Here is a 15262-nt window from a genome sequence, read left to right as displayed (position 1 = left end):
ACCTTATGGCTAATTTCTTTATCGACCGTCCGGTATTTGCCTGGGTACTCGCTATTATCACTATGATGGCTGGTGTTCTGGCAATTCGTTCATTACCCATCGAACAGTACCCTAAAGTAGCGCCACCATCAGTTAGCATCAGCGCGTTTTATCCGGGCGCATCGGCAGAAACGGTGGAAAATTCAGTTACGCAGACTATTGAACAGAACTTATCAGGGCTCGATAACTTGCGTTATTTCTCGGCCACCAGTTCGAATAACGCAATGAACATTGCGCTGACGTTCGCGCCTGGTACCGATCCGGATATCGCACAGGTGCAAACGCAAAATAAAGTGCAGAGCGCGATCCCGCTACTCCCTCAGCCAGTGCAGCAACAAGGGGTGACCGTCACCAAAGCGAACAATTCATTTGCTTTGGTCGTAGGTGTGTATTCTGACGATGGTACGTTTTCACAACATGACTTGAGCGACATGTTAGTTACAGTGTTTCGTGATCCCATTTCGCGCGTGAACGGGGTGGGGAACGTACAGGTTTTCGGTGCCCAGCGTTCCATGCGTATTTGGCTCGATCCCGCCAAACTCTATAGTTTCAATTTGACCCCAGTGGATGTACAGAATGCAGTACGCACGCAAAATACTGATATTTCTGCCGGTCAGTTAGGGGGGATGCCCGCTCTTAAAGGACAGCAAATTACCGCCACTATTCAAGCACAATCCTTATTGCATAGCGTGCATGACTTCGAAAATATTGTACTGAGAGTCAATACGGATGGTTCGCAGGTACGCCTGCACGATGTGGCTAGAGTTGAGCTGGGCGCGCAGTCTTACGATGCAATCGTTCGCTACAAGCGACATCCTGCATCAGGTATGGCTGTTAGTATAGCGTCAGGCGCAAATGCCTTAGACACTATTGAGCGAGTAAAACAGCGCGTAAACGAACTTCAGTCCACACTACCTTCGGGGGTAACGGTGGTCTACCCGCTGGATTCCTCTCCTTTTATTGAACTATCCATTAAATCGGTGGTGCAAACGCTCATTGAAGCTGTGGTGCTGGTGTTTCTGGTGATGTTATTGTTTTTACAGAACTGGCGAGCCACCTTAATTCCCACTATTGCCGTACCTGTCGTATTGTTAGGTACGTTTGCCGTGCTTTATTCATTTGGTTTTAGTATTAACGTATTAACCATGTTTGCCATGGTCCTGGCCATCGGGTTACTGGTGGATGATGCTATTGTGGTAGTTGAAAACGTAGAGCGGATCATGGAAGAAGAGGGACTGGATCCTAAAGCAGCCACCAAGAAATCAATGGGTCAAATCAGCAGTGCCTTGGTTGGGATTGCCGCGGTACTTTCGACTGTATTTATTCCGATGGCGTTTTTCAGCGGCTCAGCCGGGGTGATTTATCGCCAGTTTTCGATAACGCTGGTTTCGGCGATGATATTTTCGGTGCTAGTGGCCATGATTTTATCACCCTCGCTGTGTGCAACGTTTCTTAAAAAGCATCCTCCTCACGATGAAAAGAACAAAGGTTTACTGGGAGCGTTTAACCGAATGTTTAATGGCGGGCGTAATCATTACCAACGCTCTGCTTCTTTTATGGCCGGTCGTTTTAAGCGCTTTTTCGTTGTCTATGGGTTACTGGTGGCCGGTATGATATTTATTTTCATGCGCTTGCCTGGCTCGTTCTTACCCAACGAAGACCAGGGTAGTGTCTTGATGATCCTGACCACTCCACCCGGCTCTACCGCGGAACGAACGCTGGAGTCTGTTAAAAAAGCGGAAGACTTTTTCTTAAACCAGCATAAAGATGTGGTGAAAGATATGTTTTCGGTGGTGGGATTTAGCTTCGCCGGCAGTGCGCAGAATGCAGCGATGGGGTTTGTGCACCTAGTAGACTGGGACGAGCGCGATGAATCGCAGAGCGCCTTTGCTATTACCAATCAGGCATACGGGGCGTTCTCTCAATTTCAGGATGCCATGGCCTTTCCTATCATGATGCCGCCCATCATGGAATTGGGTAGCGCCACAGGGTTCAGTATGCAACTGGTAGATCGTGGCGGCTTAGGACACGCCGCGCTGATGGATGCACGCAATCAGCTATTAGGCATGGCAGCGCAAAACCCAAAGTTGATGGGCGTCAGACCAAACGGATTAAGCGATGTGCCCCAGTTCAAAATTAATATTGATAATGAAAAGGCCTCAGCACTTGGTATCCCCCTTAATGAAATTAACACGACCTTACAAATTGCCTGGGGCTCCAGTTACGTGAATGATTTTATTGATCAAGGTCGAATAAAACGGGTTTATCTACAAGCCGATGCACCTTATCGAATGAACCCTGAGGACTTAGATAAATGGTATGTACGTAATTCCCAAGGCGAGATGGTCGCATTCAGTGCGTTTGCGACGTATGAATGGACCTACGGTTCGCCCCGGTTAGAGCGGTTTAACGGGATAGGCTCGCTGAATATTCAGGGAGGGCCAGCACCCGGTATTTCTACTGGCGAGGCGATGCAGGAAATGCAGAAAATTGTCGATCAACTCCCGCAAGGGTTCGGGCTCGAGTGGACAGGCTTGTCCTACGAAGAACAGGAAGCGGGCGATCAGGCCCCCATGCTTTACGTGATCTCGGTGCTGGTAGTATTCTTATGCCTGGCGGCCCTGTATGAAAGTTGGGCAGTGCCGGTGGCCGTTATTCTGGTTGTGCCGTTAGGTATATTAGGCGCGGTGACCGCGGCTTTTCTGTTTGGTTTACCTAACGACATATATCTTCAAGTTGCCTTCTTAACCACGGTAGGGCTGGCCGCTAAAAATGCTATTTTAATTGTAGAGTTTGCTCGCGAACAGGTTTCTCAGGGTGAGGATCTTATGGTGGCGGTGGCGAATGCAGCAAAGCAACGGTTCCGTCCTATTATCATGACCTCCATGGCCTTTATCTTGGGGGTATCCCCGCTGGCGTTAGCAAGCGGAGCAGGGGCCGCAGCGCAAAACGCCATCGGCCTCGCCGTTATTGGCGGTATGCTGGCAGCGACCTTCCTGGCCATCTTTTTTGTGCCCATGTTTTATGTGGCTGTTGAGAAAGTATTAAGACGGCGCTAGGTTAGCGCCGCGCAAATATTTATCTGCATTAGAACAAGATGCCAAGTGAAGGCGGATGGGCCCTACAGCTAGTAGGGCTGGGTGGGGTGTTTAGAGCACGCTAGCGAGCATCCACAGACCCGAACCCACCATAAACAGGTTTTCGCTTAGACTGATGAAACCCAGGGGCACATTGCTGTCCCCACCCACACAAGCACATTTCAGTTCGCGTTTATCAATGTAAACTGCCTTAATCACTGAAGCGGCACCAATACCGCCAATGAAAAGCGAGACCGGTGCTACCATTAATACAGGAAATTTTGCTAGCATTCCAAGGCCTGCGTAAGCTTCTGCGAAGGGGTAAAAATAGGCGTACCGTAAATGTTTCATCGCCAACAAGTCATAGGTGATAAACATGGTCGCAAATGATCTTACATCCTGCAGTTTCTGTAAGGCGAGCAGTACCATAGCAAAGGCAACAAAATGCAGAATGATGGGTTCCGGTGCTACTGGTAGTCGGGAAGAGAAAAGTAGCGCCACGACAAACAGCGCGGCAATAGCAAAAATTGCCAACACCGGCGTATAGGTCGTTCCTTGTTGCCCCTCTTTACCTTTACCAAAGTATTCACGCAACTCTTCGTAACCGCCAATGCGCTCATTTTCAATAAAGGTCTGCGGCGTAGTTTCTACATCATGTTTACTTTTAAATGCATCTATTTCTGCTCGCGAGGTAAGCTTCTGATCATCAACACTATAGCCTTCTCGCTCGAGTAAGTCTTTGGATTTTAGTCCATATGGGCACATATGTTCGTCAGTTACCATACGGTATAAGGTTGCTTTTTTCGCCATTTGTAATCCCCTAACTCAAATTGCTTATGTTATGGTAGGTAAGGCGTTTGATTAAATGAAGATCACATAGGAAAATGTATGGCCCGTTTCACTATCCTTGCTAGTTGCCTGCTGTCATGTTCGTTGTCTGCGGGCGAATTTTCTACTGGACCAGTTTTTGATGACTTCGGCAAGCACACTGCAACAGATGGTATCCATTTCGAAAAAGGGCAAACGTTCAAAGTGGTGTTCGATATTGCCAAGGATGCCGAGGTGGGAACACTAAATCGCTCGTTTAATTCCCTGGCTCGCTTCATAAATATGCATGTAGCCAATGGCATCGATATGTCAAACCTTCAGTTAGCCATGGTAGTGCATGGTGCTGCTACCCACGATTTACTAACTTCAAAGGCTTATGAGAAGCGACATAATTCACCAAGTGAAAATGTGGTACTGGTTAATTCACTCTTAGAAAAAGGAGTAAGCATACTGGTATGTGGACAGTCGGCCGCAGCCCATAAAATCGAAAAGAACGAGCTATTACCGGGGGTGAGGGTGGTGCTATCCGCCATGACAGCCAATGCGATGCTTCAACAACAAGGCTATACGCTCAATCCCTTTTAACGTTAACTGGTTTGAATAACAAGACGATGTTAATAATGAATCGCGATTATCTTTCGCTTAAATTCCAGTTTTGTCTTCACCATGCGCAGGAGCACTTTGTTTAATTGCCGTGGTGGGCTGGAACGACGTTTTACACTTCAGGGCACACTCTTTATCTCAATACTCGCGGCTACTTGTTTGAAATGGGTAGGCTATACCCATAAATCAACGAATAGCTATGTAAACCTTTTTAATCTTCCGGTTTCGCATAAATTTCCGTTGGCTGAGATAAAAATCTGACACCCTTGGATAAGCATGTGCAGGTAAATAAAAAAGGTCATCCGCAGGTGTCTTCCAGTTTTTCGATGACTCCACCAAAGGCCCGCACCACTCAGTCGACACCTTAATCGTTAAACGTCAAAATAGCTATAACCAACGTTTCCACAGCATTGCAATCAGCATGACTAGGGTTAACCCGCCCATGGCTGTTATCAAGATGGCAAATGCTTCTGGCGTGTCAGTTCCTGGCAAACCCCCGACGTTCATCCCAAAAACACCGGTCAGGAAGGAAAGTGGTAAAAATATCGCCGTTACCATAGACAACACATACATGCGCATACCCTGGCGATCAGCTATTGTGTTACGAAGTTCGTCCTGAAGCACGATAGCACGCTCACGCGCTAAATCGAGATCTTCAATATAGCGAGTTACACGTTCCGTTTGTTCTCGTAACTCGAACATTTGTTCGTTAGAGAGGTGGGGTAATCTGAACATCGCATCCAACGCATCGCGCTGGGGGGAAAGGTAGCGACGAATAGAGGCGGCGCGGCGGCGTAAATCCCCTAATGCTAAACGGGCCTTTTTATCCAAATGGTCGCTCAATTCGAACTCTATCAGCGTATCGTCAAACTGATCAACCACCTCATGAATTTTGTCTGCCAGATTTTCAATGATGTGAATGAGCATATAGGTGGGTGATGCCGGTGCCTGTCCCAGATCGACCTGGCTTCTGCTTTCATTAATGGACATTAACCCCCGATCGGCCCGGCGTGCGGTTACAATTAACTTTTCTTCAAGCCAGACGCGCAAAGAAACCATATCGTCCGGCGATGCGCCTGGATTTTTATTAATACCGCGAAGATACATAAGTGTACCATTGCCTACCATTATAGTGCGTGGCCGTGTGACCAGTGTGGTTAATTTATCAGCCACCGTTTCAGATAGCCCGATTGCCCGCATCAAACCATCTACCTCTTCAACATCTGAGCACAGATGTATCCATACATACTCATCTTCATTGCATGCGTAGGGCAAATCCTGAGGGGTGAGCGAGCGGCTCGCACCATTGGTGTTAATGGCATAAGCCCACAAAAAGGCCTCGGTGACGGTTTTGTTCATACCTCAACTTCCTTTTGTGAGCGTGTCAGTCTCAGCGTACCATCTACATGTACATCTCGTTGTGGGAAAGCAATTACAATACCCGCTTCATTGAATAATTCATCAATGGCGAACCTGACCGCACTGCGAATTTTCCTAAGATCCCGTTCAACTGTCGCGTTAACCCAAAAATACACTTCAAATACTAGCGCATTGTCACCAAAATCTTCAAAAATTACTACGGGTTTGGGTTCGGTTAAAATATCCTCTTGCAGGGTCACAGCGCGTTCAATTAGCTCGGCCACTTTTTTGCAGAGTGAGCCATACGCTACCCCTACCTTTACTGAAGTGCGCGTGAGACGATCGATTAACGTCCAGTTAATCACGGTGTTTTCCAGTAACTTGCTATTCGGGATCAGCATGTGAACACCATCTACTCTGCGGATACGTGTGGAACGGGTATTGATGGCTTCCACAGAGCCGCGCGCATTATCAACTTCTAAAAAATCCCCAATACGAATCGGCCTTTCCCACATTAGGATCCAGCCGCTGATGAAGTTGTTAATAATATTTTGCGCACCAAATCCTACCCCGATGGCAATAGCACCTGACAGAAATGCGAACGCCGTTAAAGGAACACTTAGCATTTCAAGCGTAGTGACAATTAACACAGCAAAAGCAATGATGTAGAAGATACGCTTGAACAAGTGCACGGTATCCGCACTGGCACCCGTTTTACGTAATCTATAGGTAGCTAAATGCGCTAGCTTTTTGATTATCCAGGAGCCAACAATTAAGACAAAAGGAATAAGTAATAGCTCTCCCACCGTAAAGGTATGCTTGAACAGGGTGAATAACTCAAAAGATAAATATTGTCTGATCTCATTCAGCAGTTCTTGCACACTCAATTCTCTCAGTAGCTAAATACGTTGATTTGTAATCTGTTTTGGCATGATAGACTGTTGGTCACTCGCTTGCCAAGTTAAACGCTTTTACTTTGAACCGAGAGGTAGCGAAGCGAAGTAATAATTAGGGCGCTAATCAAAGGACATAACAGATGACAAAAATTACCCTGAGTTCGATTTATACATTGGGCAAGCTACTTACCTTGTTGGGGTTATTCCTCACCTCGACGACAACTTCTGCCTTTATCTTCAAACTGTCTGAAAAAGATGTCGATATGATGGCAAAGGCCTCGTTTCCTCAATCTCAACTTTATGAGGGGATGATTTTAACCTTCTCTGATCCCGAAGTAGACCTCGGTATGGCTAATAATGACGTGAGTATGATTGTGACGATGAAGGCCGAAAAAACTGAAGGAACAATTGTTGCGCGAGGAAGAATTAGCGGCCAACTGGCGTGGCGCAGAGCGAAAAAAGAATTGCAGATTGAAAAGCCAATATTATCCGATCTTAAGATTCTCGAAGATAATATGACTAACTCCAAAGGCATGTTAGATGGGGTGAAAGCCATCCAGGGTAAAGTCTTGCCAGTGATTTTATTACTTGATTTGGATGAGATGGAACTGGGCATTTTTGCTAATCAGTTACCAAAGAAAATGGCAGTGCGTGATGAACAACTTATTATAGAGATATAAATGAAAAAACTCGCATTTTTATCGACCGACAATCTAGACGATTTTTTCGTTTACGACGAATTGCTGGTCGCCCCCTTTGCTAAAGCTGGATGGCAAGTGGATACCATTTCCTGGCACCGTCGCAACATCAATTGGAACGAGTATACCGCTGTCATCGTAAGAAGCACCTGGGACTATCAGCAACATCCAGAGGAATTTTTAAGTACTTTAAGTGAAATAGATCAGTCCTGTGCCCGGTTAGAAAATCCACTGCGCTTGCAACAATGGAATATGCACAAAACCTACTTGAAAGACTTGCAAGCGCAGGGGCTTACAATTGTGCCCACTTTGTGGTTGACGAAGTTTAATGAACATCAGGTGGCCGCTCAGTTTAATGAATATGACACTGATTGTTTGGTCCTAAAGCCTGTGTTAAGCGCCAACGCCGATGATACATTTAAACTTACCGTTGAAGAACTGATAGCTAAGTCTAACGAGTTGGCCGAAGTATTTGCTGATCGAAAGATCATGGTTCAGCCATACGTTAAAACCATTGTTGAGGAAGGTGAGTACTCGCTTTTTTATTTTAACGGGAGTTATAGTCACGCAATTTTAAAGCGTCCGGCATCCGGAGATTTCAGAGTACAAGAAGAGCATGGGGGCCAATTGTTACCCTATCAACCCGACGACTATATGTGTCAAGTGGCTGAGCAAGCACTGAACGCCATGCCAGATTCCTCTTTGTACGCACGAGTAGACTTGATACGTTATCAAGATAAATGGGCAGTAATGGAGTTAGAACTTATTGAGCCATCGCTATACTTCACCCTTGATACCCAGTCTCCGCAGCGTTTTGTTGAAGCATTTCTGCAAAGAATCGAGCGTTAAGTGTGATGACTAACTGCTGGTTGTACAGCCAGAGCCACGATCTAATCAACCCTTAATCGTAGCACCCACCACATAACGTCATCCAAACCAAGCTGGCACCCCCACGCCACGCCGTCACCCCTAAGCCAAGCCGTCACCCCCACGTAGGTAGGGGGTCTGTTCATTTCGCCCAATCTACGTTGTCACCCCCACGCCTCGGTGTCACCCCCCACGCCTCGGTGTCACCCCCACGCAGGTGGGGGTCTGTTCATTTCGCCCAATCCACGTTGTCACCCCCACGCCTCGGTGTCACCCCCACGCAGGTGGGGGGGGCTGTTCATTTCGCCCAATCCACGTTGTCACCCCCACGCCTCGGTGTCACCCCCACGCAGGTGGGGGTCTGTTCAATTCACCAAGGTTTTACATAACGAATATATGCGCTACGGAGACTACCGCCTTCGCGGCGGTGACGGATGTATCTGGGCGGCGGTGACGGATGTATCTGGGCGGTGATGATGGATGTATCTGGGCGGTGGTGACGGATGTATCTGCGCGGTGATGAAGGATGTATCTGGGCGGCGGTGACGGATGTATCTGGGCGGTGATGACGGATGTATCTGCGCGGTGGTGACGGATGTATCTGGGCGGTGATGACGGATGTATCTGGGCGGTGGTGACGAAGATATTTGCTCGGTGGGGATGGAGGTATCAGGGCGGTGGTGACGGATGTATCTGGTTGGTAGTGACGCAGGTGTGTATGCATAATAAACGATGGTTTTTACTTAAATGTTATCCCCCCGCTTCCATGCGGGGATGATAACGCGGTGGTAAAGTGTTTATCTATCGCGTTCAAGATCCCTCTTGCGATGCACGTCGCGGGGCTGTCTGGTAGGAGGCTCCTGGCGTCGGGGTAAATCGCGAACGGGTGCGACCTGACGTGAAATAGTATCTCGTGAGGTGTCCCGCGATACACCTTGCTGGCTTCTTTGTATTTCCTGACGTTGTAATTCACGACGCTCAATTTGTGGGCGAGGCGATACATGACGTTCTCGTTGCATATATTCTTTTTTATCTATAACCGGACGTTCCGGGTGGGTCAGTTCACCACGACGTACTGGCTTAATATCCCGTTTCTCCCGATTTAATTCTTTGGGGGAGGTGTTAACGCCATCTCGTTGCCGAATGGTTCTTTCTTGAGGAGCACTGCGGACATGACGTAACTGGTCTTTCAGCTCACGATGCTCTATTTTGCGTTGGTGATAGGTTGCTTTACTTTGAATGGGTCTACCTTCTCGTAACGAATGCACCTTGTTGATAACCCGCGGAGAATAACGGGAACGACGATGCTCAGCGTTATGGTCCCAGCGTTGGTACCCTTTGCTGTAAACACGGCGCGTGTAGCGAGGATGGTGGTAATAACGCACAGGTGACTGTGACACAACTACATAGCGGTCATGCCAGTGAATACCGCCAAAGTAAAAGTGTGTACTTAAACGAAAACTGGGACTCCAGTAAAAACTGGCGTGCGAAACCGCATGTACTGGATGGTGCCAATACACGGGCGCGATAGGGTGCCACCAACTACCATATACCACGCGAGTATCATAGTAAGGAATGTACACGACTTCGCGGCGTCGAGGCTCTATTACGATCACCTCTTCTTCTTTTTCGTAAGTTAAATAGTCAGAATTTTTAAGGTGACCAGTATTTAAGGCATGTTGTCGCAAAACCTGCACGCGGGCCAGCACGCGACTTTGATCGATTAATACGTTATCCCCCAGATCCTGCAACCAATCCAAATCGTCACTCATGGTTTCGAGTACTTGGGTCAACGGAGCAAGGGCGCGCACACTTGGGTCCCAATCGAACAGTTCTACCTCTTCGGCAACTTCTTCTGCGGACAGATGGGAATTATCTTTACGCCACCTATATGCATTCAGTACTTCCAATGGATAGGTCGAGGCAATCAGTATATGGGTCAGCACGGTATCAGGATAAAGGGCAATAGGTGCTAAAATACTGTCCAGCTGGGCATCACTGAATTCTTCATTGGCCATCTGCGGCTCTGGCGGTGGGGTAGCGCTCGCTGGTGTGCTAATCACTCCGCCAGAAAGCGATAGTGCAGTTAGCACAGCATAAAGTGTTTTTTTCATATTCACTCCTGATTCACATGCCTACATATCATGTGAATATATACGTGTTAATTGGAGTTATAGAGGGTTGAGGATTAACCGAAGCTGAATCGAAAATTGAACATGGCTTATTCTGAGCGGAAAAAACTACACTTTAATACAGTCGTGCATTGCTTGAGTCTGTATTAGGCTTAATATCGTTCACACAAGAACATTTAAATTTATATATTTACCGTACTAATTTTAAAGGAATAAAATGAAAGAACTACATCTTGACGAGATAGAAGCAGTATCAGGCGGCTTATATAATTTCTTCCTCGGCTATGCAGCGGGTAAAGCTATCGATGGCTATTGGAACTGGGTTGCAGGCGGAGCCGGTGGATGGAGAGAAGATTACAACGGACGAGGTTATAGCGATACGTTACTATAGGCAGGTGCTCGAAAGCCGCATTCACGCGGCTTTTTCGATTAGGAGAAAAAAGTGAAAAGTGTGACCACCATAATTTTAAGTCTGATCATATTATTTGGAATTGAACATTTTTCAGGCATAAATGTTGTTCACTCTTTAGATGAACTGAGCCGTCAGAATATTATTTTTGACCTGGTTTATTATGTGGGCGCGTACTTACTAGCCACGCTTATCGTGAGTGTGAGTGTATTGGTTATTGATAAAATCTATGCAAAAAAAAGATGCGTTAATCTTTAAACAAATGCGGGTCAAACGCGTGACCTAATTTCTCAGTCTTGGTTTTAATATAGTGCTTATTGTCTTTGGTGATACCATGGTCAATAGGTTTGCGTGCGACGACCTCAACGCCCAGTTTTTCCAATGCCGCCACTTTACGTGGATTGTTGGTCATCAATTCGACTTTGTTGACATTCAGTTTTTCGAGCATAAGTTTGCATATATCATAACTACGCAAATCTGCGTCAAAACCTAAATGTTCGTTAGCCTCTACCGTATCCATGCCCGCGTCTTGCAAGTTATAGGCACGAATTTTATTTAACAAGCCAATGCCACGGCCTTCCTGACGCAGATATAGCAGTACACCAAATCCCTTTTCCACCATATTTGCCATCGCTTTTTCGAGTTGATAGCCACAATCGCATCGAGTGCTGAAGAGTGCATCACCGGTTAAGCATTCAGAATGAATACGAATCGGCACCACATCGCTTTCTTTCCAATCACCATAAGACAGTGCAACATGCTCCTGACCACTGGCTTCAACAAACCCGTGAATACGAAAATTACCTAATCGGGTAGGTAGTTTTGCAGAGCTTACATATTCATATTTAGGTTGCTGGCTGGTCATGACACATCTTTATTGCTGTTTAAAAAAACCTAATGTTAGGGCGCTTTGTGGAAATACAATAAGGCTAAAACGAATTATATCAGTGTTACGCCTCATTCGCACCGCTATCAAGTGAGACGAACTCTTTTAGGCTTCTGGGTTTCGCGATACCGTATCCTTGCGCATAATTTACGCCCATTTTACCCAGGGCCACCATGGTAGCTTCATCTTCTACACATTCGCCCACCGTTTCCATGCCCATTGCCTTGGCGACATCTTTAATCGATGAGACCATCGCGTGATCCACAGGGTCATTGAGCATGTCTTTAATAAAACTGCCGTCAATTTTTACACAATTGACAGGCAAGTGTTTTAAGTAGGTATAGGATGAGAAGCCGCTGCCAAAATCATCTAAAGCGAATTGACAGCCCAACTGCTGAAACGTTTTCATAAACTGTAACGTATCTTCCATCTTTACAATGGCAACCGTTTCCGTGATTTCAAAGCAAATCTTTTCATAAGGCACGCCTGAGCGTTCGAACGCATTGAGAATAAGTAACTTAAGATCCTTATCCGCTAATGAGGGGCCGCTAAGATTAATACAGCATCGCTTTACGCGGCTTAATACAACAGGGTTATCGACGAACCATTTAAAGGTATTCTCCACCACCCAGCGATCAATTTTAGCGCTCAGGTCATACCTTTCTGCGGAAGGAAAAAATGCCGAAGGGGGGATAACCTCTCCTTTATCAGAAATCATGCGTAATAAGATCTCGAAATAATCACCCTGTTGTTGTGCATTCAATACGCGGTAATGCTGGTAATATAATTCGAAACTATTGTTCTCTAACGCCAGATTGATATCGGCTACCCAGGCTAATTCCTGTTCATAACGTTTGAGGCTTTCATCGTCGTTACTATAGCGATGAATCTGATTACGCCCTTGCTCTTTGGCAATATAGCAGGCCGCATCTGCCATGCTTAACAGTTGTTCGGGGTTGGCAGGGTGTTCAGTGCAGTTGAGCAAACCGATGCTCACACCAAGCGTAAATACACGGTTTTCCCAAATAAACCGATATGCCTGGATAGCATTTAAAATTTTAACGGCTTGTAAATAGGCCACCTCTTCACTGTGATGTTCAAACAGCACTGCAAACTCATCACCTCCCAGTCTGGCTACAATGCCTTTGCCTGCAAGCGTGCTTTGCAGTAAGCGTGCAATTTCTTTTATTAAGGTGTCACCCGCTTTGTGGCCACAGGTGTCATTAACCGTTTTAAAGCGGTCTAAGTCTAAATACAGTAAAACCACATTTGCCTTAGATTGTTCGACCAGATTGGCTGCGCTATGTAAACGCAGTTCGAACTCGCGGCGATTAAACACACCGGTCAGGCTATCGTGACTGGCCAGGTATTCAAGACTGATGTTGGATTGCTTTCTTTCGGTAATATCGAATATGGAACCGTATAAAAATCGTTCCTCATCTTCATCCTGCAATTGGCAGGAAATGCAAAACCAAAACTCATTTCCGTCGGCTTTGCGTCCTTTAATTTCTTTACCCATGACCGAGCCTTTTTCAAGCAATTCACCCACCAGTAACTCGCGATCTTCCGGATTGGCATAAAATTGCTTGGTATTTTTAACTGCTGCCAGCATGCTGTCCTCATCCTCGTACCCAAATACGGCACACATTGCAGGGTTTACGCTCTTTAGCGCGCCATCTACCGTGGAGGTATATAAGCCTTCGGCAGAATTTCGGAACAGTTTATAAAAGTAATTTAAACTGCTAATGGTCTGTTCCCTGGCGCTGATCTGTTGTTGGGTAAAACTCCGTTCTTTTAACTCCACACACACACCAAAACTCAAGCACGCCAGCGAAAGCATTAGCACGCTTAGCGCTGTGTGGTAGGAAGTTAGGCTATAACTGCTGGCTAAAATATCAATTTGAAGCGCAAATAACGCGACTAAAAAAAGCCAGCTTATTAGGTAGATTCGTGAAAGTGATTTATTACGTCGATCTCTAAAAATTAATGCAGAAAATACTTGGATGAGGCTTGCCACCGGAACCGTTAATAAAATGGTAATGGACAGGTAGTACGTGTTCTGTGTTGCCACGGCAACTAATAAATATAACGGGCCTGCATAATTTAAAAAATGAAATCCGCTAGGTAAGCGGACAAACAAATTATGCGTCACGTTCGCAAGTGAAAACAGGATCAATGCCAGGAGCACAGCGATAATAGGTTCAGCGTATGCGGCGACGGGAACAACTGAATTTAGCAAGCCCTGCATCGCCGCCACCAGCGTGAGGAAAAACAAATTGCTCATCGCGAGCCAGAACCGCGCAGGCGTTCGCTGATACAAGTAAGACAAGAAGAAGTAAATAAATAAAATCGCTAATTTACCTACCAGTACACCTACAAAAAGTAAATGAACTTTACTGTGAGCTTTCAGCGCATTTTGTTGCCATAAAAACACAGGTAAGCTCGTCAGGCCACTATCTTCAACGCTCAATAATATTGTAACGGTTTGATTCTTGGGTAATTTGAAATCATAAGTAATGGCGGGAAGCGTTTGCTCAAACCACGAAATGGGATTTTTTGTGGTGGCTTTATATGAATGCACAATGCGCTGGCGTTCGTCCACTATCCAAAATGTTACTTCATCTAATCCAAGTCTTTCCACAGTCAAAGCCATTTTGAGCTGTTTGTGGGAGATGTTTTGAACATGACTCATCATCCAGATTCGGGAGCCATCTTCAAGAGGATGAAGGAAATGTGGATTAACTTTGCCGGTGGTGGAGTTTATGATCTGCGCGAAGGAAACATGCTTGTCCGCTACGCGACTCAAACTATGCCGTTGTAGATTTGCCTTGGTGAACGCTTCATCGATTAACAAAGTTTCGGCCACAGCTTGGCCCATTTGACACATCATCAGCAGAGCAAGCATCCAGCCTGGTAACATGTGTCGAGTTATCATTAACCACTTCTGTGAGAATTGTGCCACTCAATCTATCCGCAGAGAAAATCCCTTCCTATCTTAACCAACATCTCGCTCAGTGGCGAATAAGTTAATATTGGGAGGGTATTTATTTTGACACCCCCTGATGCTTATTCGGACAGAGCTGGATTGTTAATCTTAAGTTTGCACCAAAACAACTGCAATTCAATCGGTTAGCGTATTGACAAGATTTTCAATATCGTCTGTGGAGTGCTCATATTCCAGCCACATAGCTTCACAAAGCCATTCAATATGAAGGTAGAAGCGTTGCGACTGTTGTTCCAACACGGCCTGAAAACGATCGGCCCCCCACTCAGAGCTAATCAAACGAGTCCCCGTACTTTGTAGAAACTGTTCGATAAACTGCGTGGTCGCATGTTTATCCGACGGTAGTGGTACAGTGAAAACGGCTTTATTGCCGGTTATTACAAGACGGTCGGCGAGCTTTCGCTTATCTAACGGCTTACACGGTGACCTCATAGTCTGACTGGATCCTATGACTCGCCCTATGG

13 protein-coding genes are annotated in these 15262 nt (G+C 46.1%); 6 read left to right on the top strand and 7 right to left on the bottom strand.

Going from position 1 to position 15262, the window contains the following annotated elements; genetic code table 11:
- The first annotated feature begins 5 nt into the window (after positions 1-5).
- Entirely contained in the window at positions 6-3098 is a 3093-nt protein-coding gene (locus OPS25_RS15380) for an efflux RND transporter permease subunit (protein WP_265618767.1), read from the top strand.
- Between the two features lie 90 nt (positions 3099-3188).
- Here the strand turns inward: OPS25_RS15380 and OPS25_RS15375 are convergent, their stop codons facing one another.
- Positions 3189-3926, bottom strand: coding sequence for a glutaredoxin (locus OPS25_RS15375; protein WP_265618766.1), 738 nt, complete (start codon positions 3924-3926; stop codon positions 3189-3191).
- Between the two features lie 78 nt (positions 3927-4004).
- On the opposite strand from OPS25_RS15375, the gene OPS25_RS15370 reads away from it, so the two are divergent.
- Complete coding sequence (locus OPS25_RS15370; protein WP_265618765.1) at positions 4005-4529, top strand: DsrE family protein; 525 nt, start codon at positions 4005-4007, stop codon at positions 4527-4529.
- A 405-nt stretch (positions 4530-4934) separates the two neighbouring features.
- Here the strand turns inward: OPS25_RS15370 and OPS25_RS15365 are convergent, their stop codons facing one another.
- A complete protein-coding gene (locus tag OPS25_RS15365) occupies positions 4935-5906 on the bottom strand; it encodes a zinc transporter ZntB (RefSeq protein WP_265618764.1) in 972 nt (323 codons plus the stop codon).
- Entirely contained in the window at positions 5903-6778 is an 876-nt protein-coding gene (locus tag OPS25_RS15360) for a mechanosensitive ion channel family protein (protein WP_265618865.1), read from the bottom strand. The genes OPS25_RS15365 and OPS25_RS15360 overlap by 4 nt, the downstream gene beginning before the upstream one ends.
- A 164-nt stretch (positions 6779-6942) precedes the next feature.
- Here OPS25_RS15360 and OPS25_RS15355 point away from each other — a divergent pair, with 164 nt between their 5' ends.
- Together OPS25_RS15355 and OPS25_RS15350 are read left to right on the top strand one after the other, a co-directional pair.
- The gene (locus OPS25_RS15355; protein WP_265618763.1) at positions 6943-7482 is read left to right on the top strand and encodes a hypothetical protein; all 540 of its coding nucleotides are present in this window, start codon (positions 6943-6945) and stop codon (positions 7480-7482) included.
- On the top strand, positions 7483-8349 hold the full coding sequence (locus tag OPS25_RS15350; protein WP_265618762.1) for an ATP-grasp domain-containing protein: 867 nt from the start codon (positions 7483-7485) through the stop codon (positions 8347-8349). It abuts the gene before it with no gap.
- An 815-nt stretch (positions 8350-9164) separates the two neighbouring features.
- Here OPS25_RS15350 and OPS25_RS15345 read toward each other — a convergent pair.
- Positions 9165-10481 (bottom strand): DUF3300 domain-containing protein, encoded by a 1317-nt coding sequence (locus OPS25_RS15345; protein ID WP_265618761.1) that lies wholly within the window; start codon positions 10479-10481, stop codon positions 9165-9167.
- A 235-nt stretch (positions 10482-10716) separates the two neighbouring features.
- On the opposite strand from OPS25_RS15345, the gene OPS25_RS15340 reads away from it, so the two are divergent.
- Together OPS25_RS15340 and OPS25_RS15335 are read left to right on the top strand one after the other, a co-directional pair.
- Entirely contained in the window at positions 10717-10890 is a 174-nt protein-coding gene (locus OPS25_RS15340; protein ID WP_265618760.1) for a hypothetical protein, read from the top strand.
- Positions 10891-10941: 51 nt separating this feature from the next.
- The gene (locus OPS25_RS15335; protein ID WP_265618759.1) at positions 10942-11166 is read left to right on the top strand and encodes a hypothetical protein; all 225 of its coding nucleotides are present in this window, start codon (positions 10942-10944) and stop codon (positions 11164-11166) included.
- Here OPS25_RS15335 and ribA read toward each other — a convergent pair.
- From ribA to OPS25_RS15320, 3 genes are all read right to left on the bottom strand, one after another.
- On the bottom strand, positions 11156-11773 hold the full coding sequence (gene ribA, locus OPS25_RS15330; protein WP_265618758.1) for a GTP cyclohydrolase II: 618 nt from the start codon (positions 11771-11773) through the stop codon (positions 11156-11158). The genes OPS25_RS15335 and ribA overlap by 11 nt on opposite strands.
- Positions 11774-11858: 85 nt before the next feature.
- Entirely contained in the window at positions 11859-14756 is a 2898-nt protein-coding gene (locus tag OPS25_RS15325; protein ID WP_265618757.1) for an EAL domain-containing protein, read from the bottom strand.
- Between the two features lie 159 nt (positions 14757-14915).
- Complete coding sequence (locus OPS25_RS15320; protein ID WP_265618756.1) at positions 14916-15230, bottom strand: DUF3630 family protein; 315 nt, start codon at positions 15228-15230, stop codon at positions 14916-14918.
- Positions 15231-15262: the final 32 nt, after the last annotated feature.

Origin of the sequence: Alteromonas aquimaris (assembly GCF_026183695.1) — a bacterium.
Lineage (GTDB): Bacteria > Pseudomonadota > Gammaproteobacteria > Enterobacterales > Alteromonadaceae > Alteromonas > Alteromonas aquimaris.
This window is presented reverse-complemented; position numbering and strand designations above follow the sequence as displayed.